This window comes from Microbacterium sp. 4R-513 (assembly GCF_011046485.1).
Lineage (GTDB): Bacteria > Actinomycetota > Actinomycetes > Actinomycetales > Microbacteriaceae > Microbacterium.
The window spans coordinates 1,547,161-1,572,218 of the sequence record NZ_CP049256.1; the positions used below are offsets into that span (position 1 = coordinate 1,547,161).

A 25,058-nucleotide genomic window follows, 5' to 3' on the forward strand; every position below is an offset into this window, starting at 1 on the left:
CCGCCCCCGTGTCCCCTTTTCCGCGGACGCACCTATGGTGTATCGGCCCTCCGCCGGCTCCGGCGGAGCGGGATCGCGTCGGTCCGAGGCGTCTCGCCGTCCCCGCCGGGGAGAGGTGCAGCACCGGTATCGACGGAGGATTCGACGACGACGGATGCCCCGGCATCCGTCCCCTCGACCGCTTCGAGCGGCGGCGCGGCGGGGGCGGCCTCGGCCGCTGCGACCGTCGCCTCCGCGCCGAGCGGTTCGGTGGAAACCGCCGCCGACGTGGGCTCGAAGCGCGCGATCTGCACCAGCGTGGGACGCTCGCCGCGCCGCGCGAGCCGGCCGCGGCCGGCGACCATCGGCTCGGCGTAGAGCTTCGGGAGGAGCTGACCCTCGGAGCGGTCGCCCGACATGATGAGCGCCGTGCCGCCGGTGTCGCGCACGCCCTGCAGGGCGACGTCGAACATCGCTCGCGACGCCCCGGCGACGGGGCGGCTCACCACGACGTTGAGGCGGAGATCGCGCGCGGATGCGAGGTAGGGCAGCAGCGGACGCAGCGGCTCCGCGCCGCCTGCGGCGAGGATGTCGAAGTCGTCGGCGATCACGAGGATGCGCGGGCCGCCGGCGCTGCGGTCGCCGGCGCGCTTCTCGAGCTCCGTCGCGATCGACTCGGCGAGCAGGCGGGCCTGGCGGCCCGACGTCGCATGGCCGCCGAGGTAGTCGTCCGGGACGTCGGCGGCGAGCTCTCCGCGGGCATCCATGAGGGCGATCACCAGCTCCTCGGGCGAGTGCCGGTCGATGGCCCCCTGCACGACGCCGCGGAGCGCCGTCGTCTTGCCGCATCGAGAGTCGCCCAGCACGAGCAGGTGGGGATCGCGGTTCGCGAGGTCGAGGAGGACGGGGGTCATCGTGTCCTGGCGGATCCCCACCGCGATCTCGTCGGGCTCGTCGAGGGCGTCGGGAAGCTCGAGCGGCGTGAGATCCTCGGGAAGCAGGCGGATGGGCGCGGCGCCGGGGCCGCCCCACTGGGCGGCGCTCTCGCGGGCGATGCGCTCGAGGGCCTCGCCGACGTCGGCGTCGTCGACCTCCTCCAGGAGAGGCAGGGCCACCTGGGCGAAGAGCTTGTCGTCGGTGAGCACGCGGCCCGGCTCGTCGGCCCGCAGCGTCGACGAGAGCTTGCGCGCCACCTGCGAGTCGGCCGGGTCGTTGAGCTTGAGCTCCAGGCGCGTGCCGACGAGGCCCTGCAGGTTGAGGCGCAGCTCGTTCCACCGCGACAGGGTCACGACGACGTGGATGCCGAAGCTGCCGCCGCGCTCGAGGAGCTGTCCGAACGCCTGCTCGAGGTCTTCGAACTCCGCGCGGAGGGCGCCGAGCCCGTCGACGAGCAGCACGACGTCGGCGCTCGGCAGCTCGCGCAGCCGCCCCTCGGCGTGCTGTCGGCGCATATCGGCCAGCGAGTCGAGCCCGTGTTCGCGGAAGACCCGTTCCCGGGTCGCCAGCATGCCGGTGAGCTCCTCGAGGAGGCGGGAGAGGCGCTCGCGGTGGCCGCGCGTGGCGACGCCGCCGACGTGCGGGAACGGCTCGATCCGGGCGAGCCCGCCGCCCGTCAGGTCCATGCCGTAGAGGCTGACCTCGCGGGGAGAGTGGGTGAAGGCGAGGGAGGCCGCCAGCGTCCGCAGGAACGTCGATCGGCCCGACTGGGGTGCGCCCGTGATCGACACGTGGCCACCCGAGCGGGTCAGGTCGAGGAGCCACGGCGCCTGCTGCTGCCGGCTGGGGTCGTCGAGCAGTCCGACGGGCGCCCGGAGGCCGCCGCGGCCCTCGGCGGTCGAGAGCACGCCGCCGAGCGTCAGCACGGGAGGAAGGGGCGGGAGCCACACCGGACGGGTGCGGGTGACGCCGCGCGTGAGGCGCGACGTCGCGGCCTGCACGAGGGTCCGCCCCGTCGTCGGCGTCTCCGGCGCACCGGGCGAGACGACGAGATCGTCGTCGTCGGCCGCCGCCCGATCGTACGGGGGCAGCTCGAGGAGGGTCGGCTCGTCCGAGCGCGAGGGACCCGCCTCGACGGGAGCGGGCACGGGGCCCGACACGTAGCCGGCTCGGAAGCGCGTATAGACGGAGGTGTCGACTTTCAAATAGCCGAATCCGGGGATCGCGGGGAGGTGGAAGGCGTCCGGTGTGTCGAGCACGACGGCGGACTCCGACTCCGAGAAGGTGCGCAGGCCGATGCGGTACGACAGGTAGGTGTCGAGGCCGCGCAGCCGGCCGCCCTCGATGCGCTGGCTCGACAGCAGCAGGTGCACGCCGATCGAGCGGCCGATGCGCCCGATCGTGAGCAGCAGCTCGACGAAGTCGGGCTCGGCCGTGAGCAGCTCGCCGAACTCGTCGATCACGAGGAAGAGGTGCGGCAGCGCGGGCAGGTCGGGTCGCTCTCGGCGCAGCTGGCGGTAGTGGCCGATGGATGCCGCGTTCCCCGCGTCCTTCAGCAGCCGCTGGCGTCGGACGACCTCGCCCTGGATGCTCGCCCGAGCGCGCTCGGTGAGCTGCGGGTCGTCGGCGAGGTTGTCGATGATGCCCGCGACGTGGGGCAGGCCGGCGAAGGGGGCGAAGGCCGCCCCGCCCTTGTAGTCGACGAGGATCATGCTGAGGTCGTCGGGCGAGTGCGTGAGCGCGAGGCCGAGGATGAGCGTGCGCAGGAGCTCGCTCTTGCCGGAGCCGGTCGCGCCGATGCAGATGCCGTGCGGACCCATGCCGAGCTGCGCCGACTCCTTGAGGTCCAGCAGCACCGGAGCGCCGCGGTCGTCGACGCCGATCGGCACGCGCAGGAAGTCGCCCGCCGAGCGCGGATGCCACGCCTCACGCAGGTCGATCGTGTCGACGTCCGCGATCCCGAGCAGCTCGGTGACGTCGGGCGCGAGCGTCGACTGCGCGTCCACGGCGCTCGTGCGGGTCAGCCGCAGGCTCGCGAGCGGCCGGGCGATCACCTCGAGGAGGGCGGTGGGCACGGGATCGGGACGGATGCCGGTCACGGCGTCCTCGCCGGCTCCGGGCGTCTCGACCTTGGCCGTTCCGTCGTCGAGCGTGACGCGGGCCGACACGGCCGAGGGCTCCTTGAGACGGTCGTCGACGACGTGGACGACCGTGATGCCGAGGTCGGCGAGGTCGAGCGCCGAGTCGAGTCTCGGCAGGGGGGAGGCGGCATCCGTCCCCTCGTCGATGAAGATCACGAGACGCGCGGGCTTCGTGCGCCGGCCGCTGCGACGGGTCGCCGCAGCGGATGCGACGCGGTCGCGGAGCTCCTCCGAGAGGAGGGTCATGAGCTCGGGCAGGGTGGGGGCGACGCGCCGCGCGGCGACCTGCCCGTGCGGGACCGTCGACGCGGAGGCGTGGGGGAGGAGGTCGATCCCCTCCCACTCCGCGCGGGCCCACGTCGGGATGACGGCGGCGACGTGCACGTCGTCGGGGGAGTGCAGGGCACCGATCTGCGCCGCGATGGCGCGGCAGACGCCCACGGCCTCTTCCCGCCGACCGACGACCGAGACGTGACCGCCGCGTTCGAGGTCGAGCACGGCCGGAAGGCCCTGCACGACGCCCGCGAGCTGCACCAGCCGGGCGGCGGCACCCTTCATGACCGGGTCGAAGGGCTGGACGGGGTTCTGCTCGGGAGGCAGGCGCACCTCCACGGCGCGGAGGTCGCCCGTGCCGATCCGCACCCGCAGGAAGTCCGGGTCGCCGGGGCGGCGCTCCCAGCGCCGGGCGGGATCGGCGCCGACCTCGACGAGCGTGCCGGGTGCGGGGTCGAGGGCCAGCGAGGCATCCCGGTGCGCCTCGGCGATCTCTCGGACCGTCGCGCGCTGCTCCTCGAGGTAGTCGAGGTAGCGCTCGCGCTGGATGCGGCGCTGCCGGACCGCGTTGCCGCGCGCCGTGAACGCCATGCCCAGACCGCCGACGAGCGCGACGACGAGGATGACGGCGCCCACGACGACCATGACGGGGTTGTTCCGCAGCAGCACGATCATCGTGATCGAGGAGAGGCTGCCGAGGATCGGCAGGAGCGACTGCACCGGGAAGGGGGTCGAGCTCTCGCCGATCGGCGGCGGCGATGCGAGGACGACCTCGGCCGGCTCGTCGAGGGGCTCCGTGACGCGGGCGGGGCGATGGACGACGCGGACCGTCACGCGGCCACCGCCTTCCGCGCCGACAGCAGCGTCGCCGCGAGCTGCAGGACGGCGTCGCGGGCAGGCCCGGCGGGGCGGCCGCCTCCGCGCAGGCCGCGATCGAACGGGATGCCGACGACCGGCCATTCGTCGGAGGCCATCGTGCGCGCGACAGCGCCTCCCGCTCGCGAGTGGTCGACGAGGGCGAGCACCGGCGTCGGCCGTTCCGGCAGCGCCGCGATGGCGGGTGCGACGGCCCGCGCGAGCTCGGCGGGCGAGCGCCGCCCGTCGCTGACGAGGCAGACGACGTCGCAGAGCGCCGAGCACGCGGCGAGGTCGACGAGCGGATGCCGCGTCCCGAAGTCCGTGATCGACACGTCGAAGAACCGCGTGATCGGCGCCGCCTCGGACAGCCACGCCGCGACGCCTCCATCGGGCAGAGGCGGGCGGAGTGCGTACCAGCCGATTCCGGTGGAGAGTCCCGTGAGCGCGTCCGCGGTCGTGCGCGCACCGGCACGCGCGTCGCTGGGCGCCGTCGCGGGGGCCCCGAGCCGCGCGCCGAGATCGCGCTCGCCGCCGGACACGTCGATCGCGAGGGCCGGGTCGGGGCGACGTGCCGCGATGACCCGCAGCACCTGCTCGGCGAGGGTCGTCGCACCGGCGCCCGGTTCGAGGGACACGAACCCGATGCGCCGGGAGGTCGAGCGGATGCCGCGGATCGAGGCATCCCAGTCCGTCAATCGCGCGCGGCGCGCGCCGGCGCTCCCGAAGAGAGCGGCCGGCATGTCGCGGATCGCGAGGGTGCTCACGAGCCGCCGCCGAACATGCCGAGCAGCTCGGCGTAGACGCCGAGCGCGCCGAGAAGAAGCGGGAGGAGCGCGACGACGGTGAGCGTCTCGACGACGTTCCCGATGCCGCGGAGGCGTGCTCGGACGTGCGGCGCGGGCCGAGCGAGGACCGCGACGGCGATCATCGCCGCCGCGAGCACCGCGGCGGCGACGCCGATCCAGGCGAGCGTGCCGGTGAGCTGGGTCAGGAGGGCGGTGGCCGCGATGGCGGCGACGGCCGCCCACAGCGACCCGACCTGCGCCCGAAGAGGGAAGGCGCGCGAGCGCAGGGCCGCGACGAGCGCGAACGCCAGCGCGAGGAGTCCGCTCCACAGCTCTGACGCGAGCACGAGCGTCACGCCGGTCACCGCGAGGACGGTGGACACGGCGACGACGCTCCACGTCAGCGCGGAGTAGGCGTCGTCGATCGAGGCGGAGGCCCGAGGCCGTTCGAGGCGCTCGCCGGCCGCGACCCCCTGGTCGAGGCGCGTGAGGCCCGCGGCGGAGAGGGCGATCCAGGGCAGCGGACCGGTCGCGAAGGCGGCGATCGTTCCCGCGACGGCGGCAGATGCTGCCGCGCCGACGCCGAGGAGCAGGAGGACGAGCAGGATCGAGGCGAGGACGGCCCCGACCGCTCCGCCCGCCGCGGCCCCCGGGCGGCGCAGCGCCACCCCGAGCCCGAGCAGGACGACGGTCGATCCCGCCGCAATCGCGACGGCCGCCCCGATGAGCGCGGCGGTCGCGAAGTCCGGCGCGACGCCGGAGGCGGCCGTGAGAGAGGCGATTCCGAGCGGGACGGTCAGGCCAGCGGCGGCCGCGCTCACGCACGCCGAGACCCCCGGGAGGCGCAGGAGGCCGAGCATCGTCGCGATGGCGAGGAGGACGACGATCGTGACGAGGAGCACCCAGGCCGCCGTCACCGCGCCGCCGTAAGGGGCGAGGAGACCCGCTGCCGCCGCCGCGATCGTGATGGCCACGCCTCCCGCGACGGCGCGGGCTCGATCGTCCCAGCGGTCGGGCCGCGTGTCGTGGACGTCGGCGGCGGCATCCGTCACGTCGATCACGACGGGGGGCGGAGGCGCCGCGTCGAGGCGCACGAGTCGGAGCAGGGCGCCGTCGCCGAGGTCGAGCTGCTGCGGGGAGCGGCCGATGTCGAGCTGCTCGCCGTCCGTCGCGACGAGGGTGAGCGGGCGGGCGACCGTGCCGCCCGTCTCGCCCAGGAGATCGAGGAGACGGGGTAGGACGGCCCCGAGGGGCTCGTCGCTCGAGACGACGACCTCGGCGCGGCGGGTGCTGCCTGCGACGGTCAGCCGGGTGTAGGGGCTCACGATGCTTCCCAGGGGGTCGAGTCGAACGGAGGCGCCGAGACGGACGTGCTCGTCGGCGACGGCGTGGCGGCCTGCTGATTCGCGAGCAGCTGCATGACGAACGAGATGCCGACGCACGCGGCGCACGCGACGGCCGCGAGGATGAGCGAGCCCATGAGCCGCTTCGAGTGGTCGTTGACCGTGCGCCGCTCGTCGATGCGGCCGTAGAGCAGGGCGGAGCCCAGCCGCATGCGCTGGATCCTCGCCTGCTCGATGAGCACAGTGTCGCGCTGATCGGGCATCAGGCCGTCCCTTCGCCGGGGGTGGAGCGGTCGTACTCCGGACCGGGGCCCGGGAAGCCGGGCGCGGTCCCCGCACCGCCGGCGCGGAGCCGAGCCGCCACCTGCGGCGAGACGGACAGGAGAGCGCCGACCCGTGCGGGGTCGAGCGCGCCGAGCACCTCGGCGAGGCGCTGCCACCCGCCGCCCGCCGGCGAGCCCAGGCGCAGCAGCACCCCGGGCAGCCGCGGACTGCCGACCACGGCGGCTCCGAACTCGTCGGCCCAGCGCTTGGGCTCGATGCCCGCCGCCCGCACCCCCGGCGGGCCGACGAGGAGGGCGAGCGGCTCCGGCTGCATCGCGGCCGTCGACCGGCGTGCGAGGTCGGGCGAGCCGATGGCGGCGAAGGCGACGCCGAGCAGCGGCATCCCGATCCCCGCCGCCCTCGCGAGGAATTCGCGCGCGGCGAGACCGATGCCCTCCGCCCGCTCGTCCCCGGCGCCGGCGACATCGGCCCACACGCGAGTCGTCTCCTCGACCCCCTCTGCCGTCCGCGCGAGGTGCAGCGTCCCGACAAGGGGGTGGTCGCCGGAGGTGACGGCGGCCCAGCGGCTGTCGATCGGGATCCGGCGGCGCGTGCGCTCGGTCAGGTCGTCGCGATCCCAGGGGGCTACGAGCGGCTCGGTGGGGCCCCAGGCATCCGGCGATCGCCCGGCGAAGCGCTCCGACGCGGCTTCGAGCACACCGCCCAGGCGCACGGGCCTGCTCACGCGGTGCCGCGTCGACACCGTCGCGACGACCTGCAGGCGCGTCGCCACGGACGCCCGCACGAAGGCCGGATGCACGCCGTCGCGGGTGGGGTGCGCGGGGAGGTCGAGCACGGCCTGCGGCTCGGCCAGCGGAGCCCCCGTCCGGGCGTCGTAGCACCCGTCCTCCGCCGTGCGGATGACCCAGTGCCCCTGCACGGCCGAGAGGGCCTCGGAGAGCGGCTGCGTCATGCGCGAGTACTCGCCCGACACGACGAGGGGCCGATCGCCCGCCGTCGCGACGCGGTGCAGGAAGTCGCTCATGCCGACGGTCAGCGCCACGACGTCGGCGCGTGTCTCGGTCGCCACCCAGCCGGGTCCGGCGCCGTCGACGAGGGGATGGTCGGTGGCGACGGCGCTCATGCGGGGACCCTGACGGTGACGATGCGGTCGCCGAGCTCGAGGATCGCCTCGGCGGCCAGAGGAGTGCGCTGGTGCGCGATGAGCGGCTGCGAAGCGCCGCCCGTCCGCACGAAGGTTCCGTTCGTCGAGGCGAGGTCGGTGACCCAGACGCGGCGCCCGTCCCACTCGAGCCGCGCGTGCGACTTGGACAGCGTGCGCGACAGGTCGGCCCAGCGGTAGACCTCGGCCGGGGCATCCACCGGCGCCGTCGGATTGCGCCCGAGCACGAGCGGCGCGTCGAGGGTGAACCGCTGGCCGGAGTCGAGCTCGACGACGGGCGTCAGAGTGCTGCGCGCGGGCGCCGCGACGGCCGGCTGCTGAACGGGGAACTCGAACGGCGACAAGGCGGGCGCGAAGGGGTCGCGACCGCGGTGGATGTCGTATGTGCCGAGTCGCCCCGCGACGAGCTTCGCGAGGACGGATGCCCCGGCCGCCGCGCCTGTCGCGCGCTCCACGGTGCGCGTACCGGCCGCGATGCGCCCGAGCGTCAGCCCGGACCGGCCGAGCGTCGCGACCGTGACGGCGACGAGCGCGAGCGTGAGGAGCACGACGACCCACCCGGCGCCCGTCGCCCCGACCAGGAAGAGCAGGACGGCGATCGCGGCGATCGCCACGGGCACGAGCACGTCGACGGCGAGCGCGGCGACCCGCTGCCCGGCGCGCGCGGGCGCCGTGAGAATCAGCGGATCGACCTTGGCCGGCGTCGTCTGGTCCAGTGTCGTCATCGCAAGGTGCTTCCCCCGAGGGAACCCCACCACTCTAGACGGATGCCTCACCCCGCCCGCCGTCGCCGCCCTGGCGCGCGACGCATCGGCGATGCGCCGCCCTGGCGTGCGACGCATCGGCGATGACAGCGGAGCGACAGCGACATGACAGCGGCGCCGCCGCCCTGACAGCGGCGTGACAGCGCCCGCGGCGCACTCTGGGGAAGGCCATTCAGAGAAAGGCAATCCCATGACTTCCACCTCCACCCCCGCGGTGCGTGCCGAGGGCCTCGTCAAGGTCTTCGGCGACAACCGCGCCGTCGACGGCGTCGACCTGCAGGTCGAAGCGGGCACCGTCTACGGCGTCCTCGGCCCGAACGGCGCGGGCAAGACCACGACCATCCGGATGCTCGCGACGCTCCTCCGCCCAGACGGCGGCCGCGCCGAGATCTTCGGCCACGACGTCGAGCGCGAGGCGCAGGTCGTCCGCCAGCTCGTCGGCGTGACGGGGCAGTACGCCTCCGTCGACGAGACCCTGTCGGCGACCGAGAACCTCGTGCTCTTTGGACGCCTGCTGGGCCTCAGCCGCCCCGACGCCCGTCGCAAGGCGGCATCCCTCCTCGAGGAGTTCGGCTTGACGGATGCCGCGAAACGGCCCCTCAAGAACTTCTCGGGCGGCATGCGCCGGCGCCTCGACCTCGCGGCATCCCTCATCGCACGTCCGCCGCTCATCTTCCTCGACGAGCCCACCACGGGCCTCGACCCGCGCACGCGCGCCCAGATGTGGGACACGATCCGCACCCTCGTCGCCGACGGCTCGACCGTGCTCCTGACGACCCAGTACCTCGACGAGGCCGATCAGCTCGCCGACCGCATCGCCGTCATCGACACGGGCAAGGTCGTCGCCGAGGGCACGTCGGACGAGCTCAAGGCCTCGGTGGGCACGTCGAGCCTGCAGCTGCGCCCCGCCGACGCCGCCGACCTGGACGACGTGCGCGCGGCCGTCGAGCGCATCCTCCGCGTGCCCGTCACGGCCTCGCCCGAGGCCACGCGCCTCACGGCGCCGATGCAGAACCCCGACCTCGTGACCGATCTGCTCGTCACGCTCCGCGAGGCGGGCATCCAGCTCGCCGAGCTCAGCGTGCAGAAGCCGACGCTCGACGAGGTCTTCCTCACCCTCACGGGTCACGGCGTCGACAGCGCCGACACCCGCGCAGAAGCCGAGCTCGAAGGGAGCCTCGCATGACCACTGCAGTCCTCACCCCCGCGGCGCCGCTGCGCAACCACGTCAGCATCGGCCAGTCCATCCGCAATTCGCTCACGATGGCCGGTCGCGGGCTCATCAAGATCCGTCGCACGCCGGAGCAGCTCATCGATGTGACGGTGCAGCCGATCATCTTCACGGTGATGTTCGCCTACATCTTCGGCGGCGCCATCGCGGGGAGCGTCGAGACCTACCTGCCGTTCCTGCTCCCCGGCATCCTCGTGCAGACCGTCATCACGACCTCCGTCGTCACGGGCGTGCAGCTGCGCGAAGACATGGAGAAGGGCGTCTTCGACCGGTTCCGGTCGCTGCCGATCGCCCGGGTCGCGCCTCTCGCCGGTGCGCTCCTCGCGGACACCCTCCGCTACGCCATCGCGACGACGCTGACCTTCGCGACGGGCTTCGTCATGGGCTACCGGCCCGAGGCCGGGTTCACGGGCGTCCTGCTCGCGGGCCTGCTCGTGATCGGAGCGTCGTGGGCGCTGAGCTGGATCTTCGCGTTCTTCGGCGTCATCGCGCGGACCGCGGCATCCGTCCAGGGCATCTCGTTCCTCATCCTGTTCCCGCTGACGTTCCTCTCGAACGCCTACGTGCCGATCGACACGCTGCCGCCGGCACTCGCGTGGTTCGCGTCGATCAATCCGGTCTCGCACCTCGTGTCGGCCGCTCGCGCCCTGACGATGGGGACGGATGCCGGAGCCGACGTCGTCGCGACGATCATCGGTGCCGCGGTCATCGTCGCGGTGTTCGCGCCGCTCACCGTACGGGCGTACATGCGCCGGGCCTGACCCCGCAGCCCCTCGAGATCGCACGAACTGCGGCCGCGGCCCACGCCGAGCCGCAGTTCGTGCGATCTGGGCGCTCCCCGTTTCGGGCGCGCTCGGTGACGGGCGCGCTCTCCGTCACGGGAGCAGCTCGGCGAGGGCGGTCAGCTCGTCGTGCGGGGTGCCGTGGGCCGGCTCAGCGGCGCCGACCCGTTCGACGACCCGGCGGTAGAACGGATCCGCCTGATCGGCGCGGCCCCGCAGCGAGACCGACGCCGCGAGCGCGCGGCGGGCCGCGGCATCCTGTCCCGCCCCCGCGAACCACCCCGCCAGACTCAGCGCGACGTCCGCGATGATCGGCTGGTCGCCGCTGCGCAGTGCCGGCGCAAGCGCGAGGCGCAGCGCCTCGGCGGCCTCGTCGGAGCGTCCGAGCAGCACGAGCGCCTGGGCGCGACGCGAGCCGGCCCATGCAGTCAGCTGGTCCGGGAACTGCTCGGCGATCGTCGCACCGAGGCCGTCGAGCTGTCGCAGTGCGGCCTCGCCATCGCCCGCGGCGATCTCGACCGTCGCCGCTGTCATCCGGGCCTGGGCGAGCGCGCGATCCGAGCCGTCGGCCCGCGCGGTCGCTTCCATCGCGGCGAGCCGCTCGCGGGCCTCGTCGACGCGACCGAGCCGGAGGAGGATGCCCAGGCCCTGCCCGCGCTGCTGCAGAAGGTCCGAGACCGAGGTCAGTCCCGTGAACCCTTCCGTCGAGGCGTCGGCGACCTCGAGCGCCTCTTCCAGGCGCCCTTCGAGCATGAGCCATTCGGAGCGCATCTGGCTCGCGAAGGCGACCCCCCAGACGTCTCCGAGCTCGCGGAAGGTCCGCACCGCCCGCTCGCTCTCGACCCCCAGAGTGTCGACGTCGCCGCTGTTCTGGGCGACGGCGGAGCGGATCATGCTGACGAACGCGTGCGACCACGGAGGGGCGCCCGCTGCGGCCTCCGGGACGGTGAACCCTCGTGACCAGCCCCAGCCGCGGTCCTTGCGGTCGATCGCCTGAGAGGCGGCGGCGAGGAGCGGCGGAAGGACGGCGGTGAGGTCGGACGGATGCCGCGCCGCGGCGTCGACGAGCCGGGCGCGGCGCTCCTCGAAATCGCCCGGCACCGGGGGCGTCTGGTCGTCCGCCTGGCCCGCGGCGGCGATCATGAGCGACAGGAGGAGCGCGACGCCGTTCACGACGACGGCTGCCTCCGAGCCGAGTTCGGCCTCGTCCGAGGTGAACCGCCGGACCCCCGCCGAGAGCTCGTCGAAGCGCTCTCGCATGAGACTCGGCCACAGCGATGCCCGGACGAGCTCGACGCCGGTCGTGAAGAGCCCGGGCTGCTCCGCGCAGGCACGCCGCGCGGCCGAGAGGTTCTCGTCGTTCGCGTCGAACCAGGCCAGTCCCTCGCGCACTCGCGGTCCGCGCAGCATCGGCTCTCGTTCCCGCGCGAGCTCGGCCATCACCTGCGCCTGTCGCCCGCGGGCTCCGGGCTCGCGACCGTCCGCTCGCAGCCGGTCGATCCCGTACTCGCGGACCGTCTCGAGCATCCGGTAGCCGCCGTCGCTGCGGCGCAGCAGCGAGCGGTCGACGAGCTGGTCGAAGGCCGCGGCATCCGTCTCGAACCGCCGTGCGACCGCGCGGATGTCGCCGGCGGCGATGCCGTCGGGGAAGACGGATGCCGCGAGCAGCGCCTCGCGCTCCGCAGCCGTGAGGGTCTCCCAGCTCCAGTCGATGAGCGCGCGCAGGGTCTGGTGGCGCGGATCGGCGGTGCGGGGGCCGGTGGCCAGGAGCGCGAAGCGGTCGTCCAGGCCGTCGTCGATCTCGGTGAGCGTGAGGGTGCGGGCGCGGGCCGCAGCAAGCTCGAGCGCGAGCGGCAGCCCGTCGAGGCGCCGCACGATCCGCTCGGCCGTGTCGGTCTCGTCGTCGGCGGGCGGGAAGCCGCGGGCCGCCCGCACACGCCGTCCGAACAGCTCGAGGGCGTCGTCGGGGGAAGCGGACCGAGGTCGACGAACCCCTCGCCCGCGACACCGAGCGGCTCGCGGCTCGTCGCAAGGATCCGGGCGGCCGGCGTCGCCCGCAGGAGCGTCAGGGCGACGTCGGCGGCCTCGGCCGAGACGTGCTCGCAGTTGTCGAGGACGATGAGGGCGCGGCGGCCGGCGAGCGCGTCGAGGGCGCGCTGTCGTGGCGAGGTCGGTGTCGCCGCGGACGTCGAGTCGCCGAGACGGATGCTGCGACCCGCCGCCGCCGCGACCGCTGCCCACACCTCGCCCGGCGCCGCGGGGGCGAGTTCGACGACGACGGTGGCATCGCCCCAGGCCCGCGCCGTCTCGAGGGCGAGCGTCGTCTTGCCGGCGCCGCCCGGCCCGATGAGCGTCACGAGGCGTTCCGCGCCGAGCTGTGCGCCGATCGTCGCGAGTTCGCGCTGCCGGCCGACGAGCGGTGTGAGAGCGGCGGGGACCGCCGGCGGTGCCGGCGATGCCGCGGCCGGGCCCGCGGAACCCGAGACGTCATACGTCGCCCGGCTGAGCCGCTCGGCGTGGGCCCGATCCTCGAGGAGATCGCGGACGACCCAGTCGAACTCGGGCCCCGGGCTCCAGGGGTCGCCCGCCCAGAGCGCGAGAGCCTTGCGGGCGAGCGCCCCCGCCTCGAGCGGTTCGGCGGCCGATCGAGCGGCCGCCACGAGGTCCTGGAACTCCGTGATGTCGACGTCGTGGCGTGACACGGCGAGGCGGTAGCCGCCCGGAGTGGAAGCGAGGGCCTCCGCTCCCAGTGACCGGCGCAGGCGCGAGATGAGCGACTGCAGCGCGGCGCGCGGGTCCTCCGGGGCGTCCTCGGGCCAGACGTCCTCGGCGAGCGGCCGGTAGGCGACGGACGTGCCCGCGTCGACGGCGAGCCGGAAGAGGAGGGCCTGCTGTCCGCGTCCGTGCACGGCGATCGCCTCGCCCGCGGGACCTTCGAGGGCGAGGCCGCCGAAGAACCTCAGCCGCACGGATCAACGATAGGACCGCGGACCCGCTCGCCCGCGCGAGCGCTGCAGTTTCCGGCGAGAGCCACGTCGGACGACGCCGCACTCGCAGGGAAGTGTGGCGCTCGGCGCATCAGCCGGTGACCGCCAACCCGGCGACGTCGCCGCCCGTCGGCTTCACGAGGCCTCTTTCGCCGCCGCCTTCATCGCGCGCTTGTGCTCGCGCACCTTCGTCAGCGCCTCGGCGCTCGTGATGTCGGCGACGCTGCGGAACGAGCCGTCCTCGCCGTAGGGGGCGGATGCCTCGCGCCAGCCCTCGCCGCGAAAGCCGTACTGCTTGCCGAGCAGCGCGAGGAAGATCTTGGCCTTCTGCTCTCCGAAGCCGGGGAGCGTCTTGAGCCGTCGGAGCACCTCGGGGCCGTTCGGGTCGTCGCGCGTCCAGAGGGCCGCGGCATCCCCTCCCCAGTCCTGCTCGAGCGCCGCGCACAGCGCCTGCACGCGCGCCGCCATCGACCCTGGGAAGCGGTGCACCGACGGTGGCTGCTTGAAGACCTCGACGAGCGATTCGGGGTCGTAGCCGGCGATCGTCGCGGCGTCGACCGAGCCGAGGCGCCGCTGCAGCTTGAGCGGCCCGCCGAACGCCGTCTCCATCGGCACCTGCTGGTCGAGCAGCATGCCGATGAGGAGGGCGAGGGGGTCGTCCGTGAGCAGGCGGTCCGCGTCGGCGTCACCCGTGATGTGGAGCGTCATGCGGCCCAGTCTCGCACCGGTTCTCCCGGGCGGCCAGGCCGCGTTCCGGGGCCGGGGGAGTCGTCGGTTAGGTTGTCAGAGGCGCCATGGCGGCGCTCCCCGAGAGACACCGCGGAGGTCCGAGCACATGCCCGACCGCCGTCCCCTGTCGTCGGGACGCCTGTTGTGGGCGCGCTCCCGCGCGCGGACCGGCCTGCTCGCGAGCGCCACCGCGACGATCGCGGCGGCCGTCGCCACCGTGTGCGCGCTGCTGGCGTCGCTCGCCCGGGCGGTCGCATCGGCCGGCACCCCCGCACCGCCGGGCGTTCCGCCCGAGCAGGTGGCCGCCCAGGTGGCGGCGGGCACGACGGCGCTCCTCTCGGCCGCGCCGGCTCTTCTCCTCCTGGTCGCGATCCTCGCCGCGACGGCGACCGCTCAGCTCGGCCGGCTCCTGGCGGCGGCCCGCGAGCACGAGTGGGCCACCGTGCGGGCCCGTGGTCTCTCGTATCGGCAGGCATGGACGACGGATGCCGCCGAGTCGGCCGTCGTCGCGATCGCCGGCGCTCTCGCGGGGCTCGCCGTCGCGGCCCTCCTCCTCTGGATCGCGGGCGGCTCGCCCTCCGATGCGTTCGCGCAGGCGATCGCCGCGCTCGCGATGGCGTTCCTGCTCGCGGTCGTCCTGACCGTCTCCCTGCGTCGCGGCGCCGAGCAGCGCGGCGCGGGGCGCGGAGCCCGCGCCACCACGGGAGCGCTCGTCGTCGTGGTCGTCCTCGCCGCGGCCCTCGTCGTGTGGCAGCTGCCTCAGGCGCGGCCGACCGGCTTCGACCCCATCGTCGCGATCGCCCCGGCCGTGCTGCTCCTCTCTGGAGCCCTCGTCGCGCTGACGGTGTTCGGCGCTCTCGCGGGTCTCGCTGCGACGCCGGCGTTCGGCGGCCGGTCACTGATCCCGGCCTATCCCGTGCGTCAGGTCGCCCGGCGCCTGACGATCTACGCGGTCGCCGTGCTCCTCGTCGCCCTCACCGTCGCGCAGGCCGTCTTCGCAGCTGCGTACTCCTCGACGTGGACCGCCGCCGCGACCGACTCCGCCGCCGTGCGGGCGGGAGCCGACCTGCGCGTCGACCTCGATCCGCAGACGGCCTCGCCCGCCGATGTCGCCGACGCCGCGGCGGTGACGGGGGTGGATGCCGCGTCCCCGGCCCTCGTCGCGGGTGCTGAGTTCGGCAGCACGACGGCCGAGCTCATCGCCGTCCCCGCGGCCGCGATCCCGACCGTCGTGTCGACGGCGGGCGGCCTCATCGACACCGACGCCCTGGCCGCCGCCGTGACGCCGGCGGAGGACAGCGTCGTCGCCGAGCCGCTTCCTCTCGGCGACGCGGCGACGGGCCTCCGGGTCGCGGCCGGCATCGAGTCGACCGGCCCCAACGTCGTCGGGTCGCTCGAGCTCCGTGCGATCGTGCTGGACGCGACCGGAGCCTCGGCGCAGCTGCGGCTGGCCGGCGAGGCCGTGCGCGACGAGCAGGGCGCCCTCTCGATCACAGGCGAGAGCGATCTGCCGCAGGGCACGGCCCCGTGGAGTCTGCAGTCGATCTCGGCGTTCATCGGGCCGACGAACGCCTCGGGACAGGTGCTGCTCGAGCTCACCTCGGTCCAGGCGATCGGCGGCTCGACGCTCGACGCGACGGGCGAGGGTCAGCTCACCGGGAACGGCCGGGAGTCGGTGCTGTGGCTCGCCGACGGCGGCGCGACGGCCGGAACGGGCGCGCAGCTCGAGGGGGACGCCGCCGAGGCGGCCGCCGCCCAGCTGCCGCCGGTCCGGGTCGCCGTGACAGAAGCGCTCGCCGAGCGGCTCGGCCTCGGCCTCGGCGACACGCTCGACTTCCGGTACGCCGGGACCGGCCGCCGCGGAGCGATAGAGGTCGGCGGCATCGAAGCCGCCATCCCCGGTGCCGCGACGACGCTTGCGGTGTTCGCGCCGCTCGACGTGCTGCAGGTCTCGATGCTGCAGCGGGGCACCTCGATCGTCGCGCCGTCGTCCGTGTGGGCGACAGGGGCGACGAGCGCCGACGACGCCCTCAGCGCCGCACTCGGCGGCCGGCCGGTGAAGACGGCGTCGCCGGGCGTCACGGCCGACGTCGTGGGGGCCCTCGTCCCCGGCTGGTGGATCGCCACTGCGGGATCGGCGGTGCTGGCGCTCGTCGCCGCCTTCGCGATCGTCCAGACCCTCGCCCTCGCGCGACGCCGGGAACTCGGCGTGCTGCGTGCGCTCGGGGTGACGCGCGGTCGCCAGGCGAGGATGCGCGCCGCGGAGCTCGCGGCGGTGCTCGGAGCAGCACTTGTGCTCGGCGCGCTCGCCGGGGCCCTGGTCGCCTGGCTGGTGGCGTCGGAGCTCGTCCGCGCCGTGACCCCCGGCATCCTTCCCCTCGGCGGTGGGGTGACGTTCGCCTGGGCACCGCTCGGCGCCGCCCTCGCCGCGCTCGTGGTGGGTCTCGCGCTCATCGTGACGTCCGCCGCCCTCGGAGTGCGGCGCGCGGCGCGCACGGCGACCGTGGGGGAGGAGTCCCGATGAGCCGCCGCGTCTCGACCAGAGCCCTGGTCGCGCACCATCTCCGCTCCCGCGCGGGTGGCGGAGTCACGGTGGCCGCGCTGGTCCTGCTGCTCTCGCTCCTCGCGACGTCCGCCCCGATCGCGCTGACGCTGCTGGGCGATGCGAGCCTGCACGAGCGCCTCTCATCGCTCGGTCCGACAGAGCGCGACGTCGACTCCGACACGGCGCTCTTCCCGCAGACGCCCGACGTGGGCGAGTCCCTTCCGACCGACGCCGACCAGGCGTGGGGACCGTTCCTCGACGCCGTCGAGGCCATACGCGCGCAAGCGGATGCCCCGCTGCCCGATCTGCTCGACACCGCCCACGCCGTCGCCCTCGCGGGTGAGGTGCCGCTCGTCGAGGACCCGCGCACCAAAGAGCTCCACCTCGCGTTCGCGCCGGACTTCGGCGAGCAGATCACGGTCGTCGACGGCGCCCTGCCTCAGCCCGCGTCCGCCGAAGGCGACGGCGTCCGCGTCGAGGTGGTGCTCTCGACCGACACGGCGGCCGAGCTCGAGTGGGGCGTCGGCGAGGAGCGGCACCTCGCCGGGGCATCCGTCCCCTTCACCGTCGTGCTGTCGGGAACCTTCGAGGCCCGGGACGCCGGCGACCCGTACTGGCAGCACCTGCCGTCGGTGCTCGTCCCCAATGTCTTCGACGACGGCAACAGCCCCCGCTCGGTCACGGGCACGGGCTTCGCGAACCCGGCCTCCATGACGGTGGCGGGAGCGCTGGATGCCGCGACCCAGACGACGCCGCGGACGCTCGTCTGGTATCCGCTCGAGGTCGCCCAGATCCAGCGCGAGACGGCCGAGCAGACGGCCGCTGCGCTGCGCAAGTTCACGTCGGTCTCGCACCCCGTGGGCTCGCAGGCCGGGGGCATCGGCATCCTGAGCCTGCGGTTCACGGCCGACGTGACCGCCGCGATCGAGAACGCCGTGGCGCAGCAGGCGGCGACCGCCGGCGTCATCGCGATGATCGTCGCGGGACCGGTCGGCGTGGCCGCGGCGGTGCTCGTGCTCGGCTGTCGGCTCATCCTGGAGCGGCGGCGCTCGAGCCTGCGGCTGCTCTCGGCCCGAGGCGCCTCGACCGGGCAGCTTCGCGGGCTGCTGGGCTTGGAGGGCGCCCTCGTCGGGCTCGTGCCCGCGATCCTGGGCGCGGTGCTCGCGACGGTCGTCGGCTCGCTGCTCTTCGACGTCACGCCGGCGCCCGAGTGGTTCATTGCGGCGCTGCTCGTGGGCCTCGCCCCGTTCGCGATCCTGACGGTGCTCGCTGCGTCGGCCGCGGAGCGTCAGGCGCGAGCCGACCTGGGTCGGCGGGGAAGCCGGCTGCGTCTCATCGTCGAGGGCGTTGTCGTGGGCCTCGCCGTCGTGTCGCTCGCGCTCCTCTTCTTCCGCGGGTACAGCGGAGGCGTCGATATGCTGCTCGCCGCGACCCCCCCTCCTTCTCTCGCTCGTCGCCTGCCTCGTGACGCTGCGGGTCTATCCGGCGCCCCTGCGCGGCATCTTCTCCCGCGCTCGTCGCTCGCCCGGGATCGACGCCTTCCTCGGGTCGGCGCGGGCCCTGCGGGAGCCGTCGATCGGCCTCACGCCCGTGCTCGCGCTCGTCGTCGGCGTCTCGGTCGCCGTCTCGTCCGGGGTGCTCCTGTCGGCGCTGCAGGCCGGGATCAGCGAGGCGGCGCGTGGAGAGGTCGGCGCCGACATGAGCATCAGCGGTGCGACGTTCACGCGCGAGCAGCTCGAGTCGGTGCGCGGCCTCGACGGCGTGGCGGCGGCGACGGGGATCTCGGGCGCCGACCCGTCGACGCTCGACGTCAACGGCGAGAAGCGCCCGACCTCGGTCTTCGTCGTCGATGCGGCGGACCTCCGCGAGGTGCAGGGTGAGGCGCCGGGGATGCTTCCGCCGGGCGCATCGCTCGAACCGCGTTCCGGCGCCATGCCGGTCGTCGTGGCGGCGCAGACCGCTGGGTTCATCGACGGGTCCGACCAGGTCCGCGTCGGGTCGACGGATGCCGAGGTGGTCGGCGTCGCGACCGGCCCGGTACCGATCGGCGAGCGCGAGAACTGGGTGGCGATCGATGCGTCGTACGCCGAGGAGGTGCTCGGCCGGGATCCGAGCGACCGCACGCTGCTCGTGCGGCTCGAGCCCGGGGCATCGCCGGACGCCGTGGAGAACGAGCTGCGGACCCTCCTCGGCGGGGACCTCCGCGTCCGGACGGCCGACGAGATCGTCGCGACGATCGAGCAGGGCGCCGCCGTGCAGGGCGTGCGGATCGCCCTCCTCACCGCCACGGGAGTCGCGGCCCTCCTCAGCGCCCTCGCGATCGTCATGACGCTGACGCTCGCCGCCGGACCGCGCGGGCGGGTGCTCGCGCTGCTGCGCACGCTCGGCGCACCTCGCCGGTCCGCGACCTCCCTCGCCCTGTGGGAGGTCGGGCCGCCGGCGATCGCCGCCGTCATCGCCGGGACACTGTTCGGGGCGCTCGTCCCGCTCGTCGTGCTCACGGGTGTCGACCTGCGACCGTTCACAGGATCCACCATCCAGCCCGCGTATCACGTGGATGCCGCGACCCTCGCCGTGACCCTCGGAGGCTTCATCCTGCTCGCCGTGGCCTTCACCGCCGTCGCCCTGCTGGCGTCGCGGCGGGTGCGTGCGGCATCGGCGCTGCGAACGGTGGAGGAAGGATAGGACCATGGCTCAGGTACGACCGTCCGCGGCAGGGGTGCCCGACGCAGACATCCTGTGCGTCGACCTCGTGCGCATCTTCACCGCGCAGGGCGTCGAGGTGCAGGCTCTGCAGGGGCTCAACCTGCGGATCGAGCCCGGTGAGCTCGTGGCGCTCGTCGGCGCCTCCGGCTCCGGCAAGTCCACGCTCCTGTCGATCCTGTCGAGCCTCGACCAGCCGACCGCCGGCGTCGCGTGGGTCGCGGGGCACGACCTGCTCACGATGAAGGAGAAGGAGCGGGTGGCGTTCCGCCGCGGCAGCGTCGGCTTCGTCTGGCAGCAGACCTCGCGCAACCTCCTGCCGTACCTCACCGCGAGCGAGAACGTCGCCGCGACGCTCGCGATCACGAGCGACAAGGGCGGTGCCGCCGGCCGCCGGTCGAGGGTCGCCGAGCTGCTCGACCTGCTCGAGGTCTCGCACTGCGCCGAGCGCCGGCCGTCCGAGATGTCGGGCGGCGAGCAGCAGCGCGTCGCGATCGCCGTCGGCATCGCCAACAGGCCCCGAGTGCTGCTCGCCGACGAGCCGACGGGCGAGCTCGACGACACGACGAGCGCCCACGTCCTCGAGGCGATGCGCTCGGTGAACCGGGAGCTCGGAGTGACGACGCTCATCGTGACCCACGATCCCGGCGTCTCGGAGCACGTCGCCCGCACGGTGCAGATCCGCGACGGCCGCACGTCGACCGAGGTGCTGCGCTCCACCCGCGTGGACGAGCACGGCACGGAGCAGCACGTCGCCGAGGAGTACGCCGTCGTCGACCGGGTGGGACGCCTGCAGCTGCCCGACGAGTTCGTGATGGCGCTCGACCTGCGCGAGCGCGTGCGGCTCGCGCTGGAGACCGACCACGTGGGGGTCTGGCCGGGACGGCCGAAGGCGGACGACGAGACCGGGGCCACGCCGCCCGAGGCTTCCGCCGATGTGTCATCGGACGCCGAACAGGGCGCCGTCCCCGGTGGGGTACCGACCGCAGATGAGGAGGAGCAGGCATGACCGCTGTGCTGCGCGGAGAGAAGCTGACCCGGACCTTCCGCTCGTCGGCCGGTGACGTGCACGCGTGCGTCGACATCGACGTCGAGGTGCAGCCGGGCGAGCTGCTGGTCGTTCGAGGAGCCTCGGGCGCCGGCAAGACGACGCTCCTGAACCTGCTCGGAGGCCTCGACGCCCCCACCTCGGGCCGCGTCTGGATCGGCGAGACCGAGACGGCCGGCCTCGACGACGACGCCTTGGCGACCCTCCGCCGAGAGCACCTCGGCTTCGTCTTCCAGTCCTTCGGGCTCATCCCGGTGCTGTCGGCCGCCGAGAACGTCGAGCTGCCCCTGCGGATCGCCCGCATCGCGCCGGGTGAGCGTGACGAGCGCGTCGCCGAGGCCCTGCGCCTCGTGGGGCTCGCCGATCACGCGCAGCAGAGGCCCGGCGAGCTGTCCGGCGGTCAGCAGCAGCGCGTCGGGATCGCCCGCGCGATCGTCGGCAGTCCGCGTGCGCTCATCGCCGATGAGCCGACGGGGCAGCTCGACTCCCGCACCGCCGCGACCGTCATGGACCTCATCGGCGACCTCGTCCACACGCAGGGCATCGCCGCGATCGTCTCGACGCACGACCCGCTCCTCGTGCAGCGCGCCGACCGCGTCATCGAGCTGCACGACGGTCGCGTCACCTCCGACACGCGGGAAGCGGGCGCTCCCGTCGCGGGCGGCAAAGCGGCGGAGACGGATGCCTCGACCCCGGTGGCCCCAACCCTGGATGCCCCGACCTCAGATGCCTCCACCCCGCCGCTCACGCGCGCCGAGGCGCGGGCGCGGGCGACGTCGCACGACTGACCCGGCCCTGGGGGCCGCGCCGTCGGCGATGCGAGGATGGACGGGGAGGACCGCATGAGCGACACCGCACCGGAAGACGACCTCCGAGAGCTCGCCGCGGCGGCCCACGAGCGACACGTCGTCGTCATCGGGGGCGGGATCGCGGGGATCGTCGCGGCCCTGGAGTGCGCGAAGGTCGGTGTGCGCGTGACGCTCGTCGAGGCATCCGATCGCCTGGGCGGCAACCTCCGCACGATCGACGTCGCGGGACTCGAGCTCGACGCGGCCGTCGAAGGCTGGTCGTCGCGGGGCGGGGCCGTCCGTGCCCTCGCCGCCGAGCTGGGGCTCGACGGGCAGATCGTTCCCGCGAACGACACCCGGACCTGGATCTCGGGACTCCCCTCGGGTGCGGCGCCCCTGCCTGCCGGCACGATCGCAGGCGTCCCCGAGAACCCGTGGGACGAGGACGTCCGGCGCATCATCGGCTGGAGCGGCACCTGGCGCGCCTACGTCGACCGCCTGCGCCCGCCCCTGACGATCGGCAAGGAGCGCAGCCTCGGAGCCCTCGTCCGCTCGCGCATGGGCGCCGCGGTGCTCGACCGGCTCGTGGCTCCCGTGAGCCTCGGCGTGTACGGCACCCACCCCGATGACATCGACGTCGAAGCCGTGGCACCCGGGCTGAGCACCGCACTGACGCGCACCGGCTCGCTCAGCGGGGCTGTGTCCGACCTGCTGGTCGACCGTCCGAAGGGCACCGGTCTCGAAGGACTCGTCGGCGGGATGTCCCGCCTCGTCGCGGCGGCGCAAAGGCGGCTGGAGGAGCTGGGAGTCGAGGTCGTGCTCGGCCGGGCGGCGACCCGCCTCGAGCGTCTGGACGACGGTCGCTGGTGGCCCGAGCTGGCCGGCGAGTCCGAGGATGCCCCGGCCCTCGACCCCGCCGACGACGTGATCGTCGCGACCTCGGCGTCCGAGGCCCGGCGGCTCCTGGAGCCGGCGGTGCCGGCTCTCGACGCACGGGTGCCGACGGCTCATCCCGTCGAGGTCGTGACTCTCGTCGTCGAGGCGCCGGAGATCGACGGAAGCCGCGGCGCCGTCTACCCGGTTGCAGGCACGGCTCGGGCCGTGTCGGTCGTCGACTCGACCGCTCGCTGGCCGTGGATGCCGATCCTCGCGGGCGGGCACGCGCGCGTGCTGCGCGTTTCATTCGGCACGGCGGCGACACCGGCTGCCACCACCGAGCTCGACGACCAGGCGGCGTTCGCGCTGGCGGCGGAGGAGGCATCCGCTCTGCTCGGCGCTCCCATCGCAGCTGTCCGCGGAGCCGCCCGCGAGCGGTTCGATCCGCCGACGCCGGCTTCAGCGCTCGAGCACGCGGCGGCAGCCGCGGCGGCGCGGAGTGCCATCCGCGCGGTTCCGGGCCTTGCCGGTGTGGGCGGCTGGCTCGCCGGATCCGGGCTCGCGCAGATCGTCCCGGACGCTGTCGAAGAGGCCGAGCGCGTGCGCCGCCGGGCTCTCTTCGGCGGCTCCGCCGGCTGACTCCTCCCTGCCGCCGCCGGATCTGTCAAGGGCGGATGCCGGAATCGGCATGCCGCACTAACCTGGGATGACGCAGCACCCCCCGAGCGTGAGGAGACGCGCCATGAAAGGCAAAGTAGGACTCGTCATCGGTCTCGCAGCAGGCTATGTGCTCGGCTCCCGGGCGGGCCGCGAACGCTACGAGCAGATCAAAGCGCAGGCGCTCAAGGTCTGGAACGCGGACCCGGTGCAGGATCAGGTGGACAAGGTCAAGGACTTCGCCAAGTCCAGTGCCATGGCACTCCCGTCGACGCTGTGGGACAGCGCCGTCAAGGTGACGAAGGCCGCCACGTCCAAGGGCACGCCGGGTCAGCGACTGGATGCCGCGATCAAGGTCGGCGGGGACTCCGCAGACGACATCGGCGCGGCCGCGCAGACCTCCGCCTCAGCCGTGCAGAACGCCGTCGACGATGTGATCGACGACAGCTCCAGCGCCGGCCGCGGCGGGGCGTGAGATGACGACACCGCGCGGCTTCCGCGATCGCGCCGACGAAAGTCTGCTGACCCTCGTCGGCGAGGTGCCGGAACTCATCCGCAACCTCGTCACCGCGGAGATCGATGCGGCCAAGGCGTGGCTCCGGCGCACCTCGAAGGACGCCGGAATCGGCTCCGGCTGGATCGTCGGAGCGCTCTTCCTGCTCTTCTGGTCGATCCCGCTCCTGCTGGCCTTCATCATCATCGGGCTCTCGTCGTGGATGCCGGTGTGGGTCGCTTCCCTCATCGTGCTGATCGTCCTGATCCTCGCCGCCGCGGTGTGCGGCCTGCTCGGCTACCTGAGGTGGCGCAAAGTCGTGAAGAGTCAGAACCCCGCCCAGTCGATCGCCATGGATGTGGAGGCAGTGCGCGATGAGCTCTGAGGTTCCGGTGCCCCGCACCGCCGTCCCGCTCGGCATCACCGACCCTGTCGAGAGGGCGCGAGCGGAGCTCAAGGCGACCCTGGCGGCGATCGAGGTCAAGGCCAACGTGCCGCGACGCGTCGAACGCGCGACCACCAGGGCTCGGCGGACGGCACGCGCATTCAGCCGGCAGAACCCCGTGGGTGCCACGGCGATCGTCGTCGCAGGAGCGACGGCGGTCGGTGCGCTCGTGTGGTCGATCGTGCGCGCCTACACGCGCTGACGCCTCGGCGGATCGCTCCCATGGCCCGCGTGAACCCGTCGACCCGACAGCCGTCGGGGGCGGGGGTATGCTCGGAACCAGGCAGTGCGATGGCGCGGATGCTGCCGACGGCGCGAACCCCTCGATCGCAGCGGGTTCTCGGTCGCACGTCGGCTGTCCGGACGTGGGGCGGCTGACCGAGTAGTACCCACGAGAGTCGACCCCCATGAACGCTTCACCACAGCAGCCTGCGAAACCCCTCGCGGGGTGGCGCGTCCTGGTCCCCCGCGGAGGACCGTGGGGCGATGGCGTCGCCGCCTCCCTGCGCAAGCAGGGGGCGGTTCCGGTGATCGCTCCGCTCATCAACTTCGCCCCCTCGACCGATCAGGCGACGCTCGAGCAGTCGCTGCGCGACCTGGCCGACGGCGCATTCGACTGGCTGACGCTCACCAGCGCCACCACGGTCGACGTCCTCTACGCGTATCGCGCGGTCATCCCCGCCAAGACGAAGGTCGCGGCCGTCGGCGAGACGACCGCCGCCGCGCTTCTCGCCGTGGGCTATCGCGTCGACCTCGTGCCCGAGCGCGACAACTCCGCCGCGGGCATGGCCGAGCAGCTCATCGCGCTCGAACCCGAGCCGCGCGATGTGCTCACCCTGCGCAGCGAGATCGCCAAGCCGGTGCTGACCCGCATGCTGTCGGAAGCCGGCCATCGCGTGCGCAGCGTCGTCGCCTACCGGACGGTCGGCGTGCCCGTGACCGAGAAGATCGCGCACGACGTGCGCAACGGGCGTATCAACGCGATCCTCGTGACGAGCGGATCCGTGGCCGAGCAGGTCCATTCGCAGTTCCCCGAGATCCCCGACACGACGCTCATCGCGGCGATCGGACCCCGCACCGCGAAAGACGCTCGCCGGGCGGGTCTCTCCGTCGACGTCGTGGCCGACCGGCAGACGGTCGACGCGCTGATCGACTCGGTCGCGCGATTCCCCCCTTCCGCACGCCGCCGACGAGTTCGCGCCCTGAGGCCGACATGGCCACATCACGCGATCGTTGCCGTCCTGTGAG

At 73.9% G+C, this 25,058-nt stretch carries 18 protein-coding genes and 3 pseudogenes; 12 read left to right on the forward strand and 9 right to left on the reverse strand.

The genetic code is table 11. The features are described 5' to 3' along the window. Positions 1–32: 32 nt before the first annotated feature. Genes eccCa through G5T42_RS06790 form a run of 6 tightly spaced genes read right to left on the reverse strand, consistent with a single transcriptional unit; the run spans position 33 to position 8,487 of the window. Positions 33–4,163 carry a type VII secretion protein EccCa gene (eccCa, locus tag G5T42_RS06765; protein WP_165127062.1) on the reverse strand — a complete coding sequence of 1,377 codons (4,131 nt, stop codon included), beginning with the start codon at positions 4,161–4,163 and terminating at the stop codon, positions 33–35. After that, positions 4,160–4,951, reverse strand: a complete 792-nt coding sequence (locus G5T42_RS06770) for a hypothetical protein (protein ID WP_165127064.1) — start codon at positions 4,949–4,951, stop codon at positions 4,160–4,162. Before G5T42_RS06770 ends, eccCa begins: the two co-directional genes overlap by 4 nt. Further along, positions 4,948–6,297 carry an EsaB/YukD family protein gene (locus tag G5T42_RS06775; RefSeq protein WP_165127066.1) on the reverse strand — a complete coding sequence of 450 codons (1,350 nt, stop codon included), beginning with the start codon at positions 6,295–6,297 and terminating at the stop codon, positions 4,948–4,950. Before G5T42_RS06775 ends, G5T42_RS06770 begins: the two co-directional genes overlap by 4 nt. Continuing rightward, positions 6,294–6,578, reverse strand: coding sequence for a hypothetical protein (locus tag G5T42_RS06780; RefSeq protein ID WP_165127068.1), 285 nt, complete (start codon positions 6,576–6,578; stop codon positions 6,294–6,296). Before G5T42_RS06780 ends, G5T42_RS06775 begins: the two co-directional genes overlap by 4 nt. Beyond that, positions 6,578–7,723, reverse strand: coding sequence for a DUF6177 family protein (locus G5T42_RS06785; protein ID WP_165127070.1), 1,146 nt, complete (start codon positions 7,721–7,723; stop codon positions 6,578–6,580). Before G5T42_RS06785 ends, G5T42_RS06780 begins: the two co-directional genes overlap by 1 nt. Beyond that, positions 7,720–8,487 (reverse strand): FHA domain-containing protein, encoded by a 768-nt coding sequence (locus G5T42_RS06790; RefSeq protein WP_165127072.1) that lies wholly within the window; start codon positions 8,485–8,487, stop codon positions 7,720–7,722. Before G5T42_RS06790 ends, G5T42_RS06785 begins: the two co-directional genes overlap by 4 nt. Before the next feature lie 229 nt (positions 8,488–8,716). Here G5T42_RS06790 and G5T42_RS06795 point away from each other — a divergent pair, with 229 nt between their 5' ends. Further along, on the forward strand, positions 8,717–9,712 hold the full coding sequence (locus G5T42_RS06795) for an ATP-binding cassette domain-containing protein (protein WP_165127074.1): 996 nt from the start codon (positions 8,717–8,719) through the stop codon (positions 9,710–9,712). Beyond that, complete coding sequence (locus G5T42_RS06800; protein ID WP_165127076.1) at positions 9,709–10,518, forward strand: ABC transporter permease; 810 nt, start codon at positions 9,709–9,711, stop codon at positions 10,516–10,518. Before G5T42_RS06795 ends, G5T42_RS06800 begins: the two co-directional genes overlap by 4 nt. 114 nt (positions 10,519–10,632) lie before the next feature. Here G5T42_RS06800 and G5T42_RS17620 read toward each other — a convergent pair whose 3' ends face one another. The 3 genes and pseudogenes from G5T42_RS17620 to G5T42_RS06815 all read right to left on the reverse strand — a co-directional run bounded on the left by G5T42_RS17620 (position 10,633) and on the right by G5T42_RS06815 (position 14,234). After that, positions 10,633–12,474, reverse strand: a complete 1,842-nt coding sequence (locus G5T42_RS17620) for a hypothetical protein (RefSeq protein WP_165127078.1) — start codon at positions 12,472–12,474, stop codon at positions 10,633–10,635. 179 nt (positions 12,475–12,653) lie between these two features. Beyond that, positions 12,654–13,508, reverse strand: a pseudogene (locus G5T42_RS17965) (ATPase); the annotation flags it as partial. Between the two features lie 153 nt (positions 13,509–13,661). After that, positions 13,662–14,234, reverse strand: coding sequence for an HhH-GPD-type base excision DNA repair protein (locus tag G5T42_RS06815; RefSeq protein ID WP_165127082.1), 573 nt, complete (start codon positions 14,232–14,234; stop codon positions 13,662–13,664). A 127-nt stretch (positions 14,235–14,361) separates the two neighbouring features. On the opposite strand from G5T42_RS06815, the gene G5T42_RS06820 reads away from it, so the two are divergent. From G5T42_RS06820 to G5T42_RS06860, 10 genes and pseudogenes are all read left to right on the forward strand, one after another. Then, positions 14,362–16,779, forward strand: coding sequence for an ABC transporter permease (locus tag G5T42_RS06820; protein WP_165127084.1), 2,418 nt, complete (start codon positions 14,362–14,364; stop codon positions 16,777–16,779). 992 nt (positions 16,780–17,771) lie between these two features. Continuing rightward, positions 17,772–18,023: pseudogene (locus G5T42_RS17970) on the forward strand (FtsX-like permease family protein); the annotation flags it as partial. Positions 18,024–18,435: 412 nt separating this feature from the next. Beyond that, positions 18,436–19,485 carry an ABC transporter permease gene (locus G5T42_RS17630; RefSeq protein ID WP_241245992.1) on the forward strand — a complete coding sequence of 350 codons (1,050 nt, stop codon included), beginning with the start codon at positions 18,436–18,438 and terminating at the stop codon, positions 19,483–19,485. Between the two features lie 4 nt (positions 19,486–19,489). Then, positions 19,490–20,512, forward strand: coding sequence for an ABC transporter ATP-binding protein (locus tag G5T42_RS06830; RefSeq protein ID WP_241245993.1), 1,023 nt, complete (start codon positions 19,490–19,492; stop codon positions 20,510–20,512). Continuing rightward, entirely contained in the window at positions 20,509–21,339 is an 831-nt protein-coding gene (locus G5T42_RS06835; RefSeq protein WP_165127086.1) for an ABC transporter ATP-binding protein, read from the forward strand. Before G5T42_RS06830 ends, G5T42_RS06835 begins: the two co-directional genes overlap by 4 nt. 54 nt (positions 21,340–21,393) lie before the next feature. Further along, positions 21,394–22,854 (forward strand): FAD-dependent oxidoreductase, encoded by a 1,461-nt coding sequence (locus tag G5T42_RS06840; protein ID WP_165127088.1) that lies wholly within the window; start codon positions 21,394–21,396, stop codon positions 22,852–22,854. Between the two features lie 103 nt (positions 22,855–22,957). Beyond that, a complete protein-coding gene (locus tag G5T42_RS06845; RefSeq protein ID WP_165127090.1) occupies positions 22,958–23,347 on the forward strand; it encodes a hypothetical protein in 390 nt (129 codons plus the stop codon). A 1-nt stretch (position 23,348) separates the two neighbouring features. Further along, the gene (locus G5T42_RS06850; protein ID WP_165127092.1) at positions 23,349–23,750 is read left to right on the forward strand and encodes a phage holin family protein; all 402 of its coding nucleotides are present in this window, start codon (positions 23,349–23,351) and stop codon (positions 23,748–23,750) included. Beyond that, positions 23,740–24,012 carry a DUF3618 domain-containing protein gene (locus tag G5T42_RS06855; protein ID WP_165127094.1) on the forward strand — a complete coding sequence of 91 codons (273 nt, stop codon included), beginning with the start codon at positions 23,740–23,742 and terminating at the stop codon, positions 24,010–24,012. Before G5T42_RS06850 ends, G5T42_RS06855 begins: the two co-directional genes overlap by 11 nt. 205 nt (positions 24,013–24,217) lie before the next feature. After that, positions 24,218–25,016: pseudogene (locus G5T42_RS06860) on the forward strand (uroporphyrinogen-III synthase). Positions 25,017–25,058 lie beyond the last annotated feature (42 nt).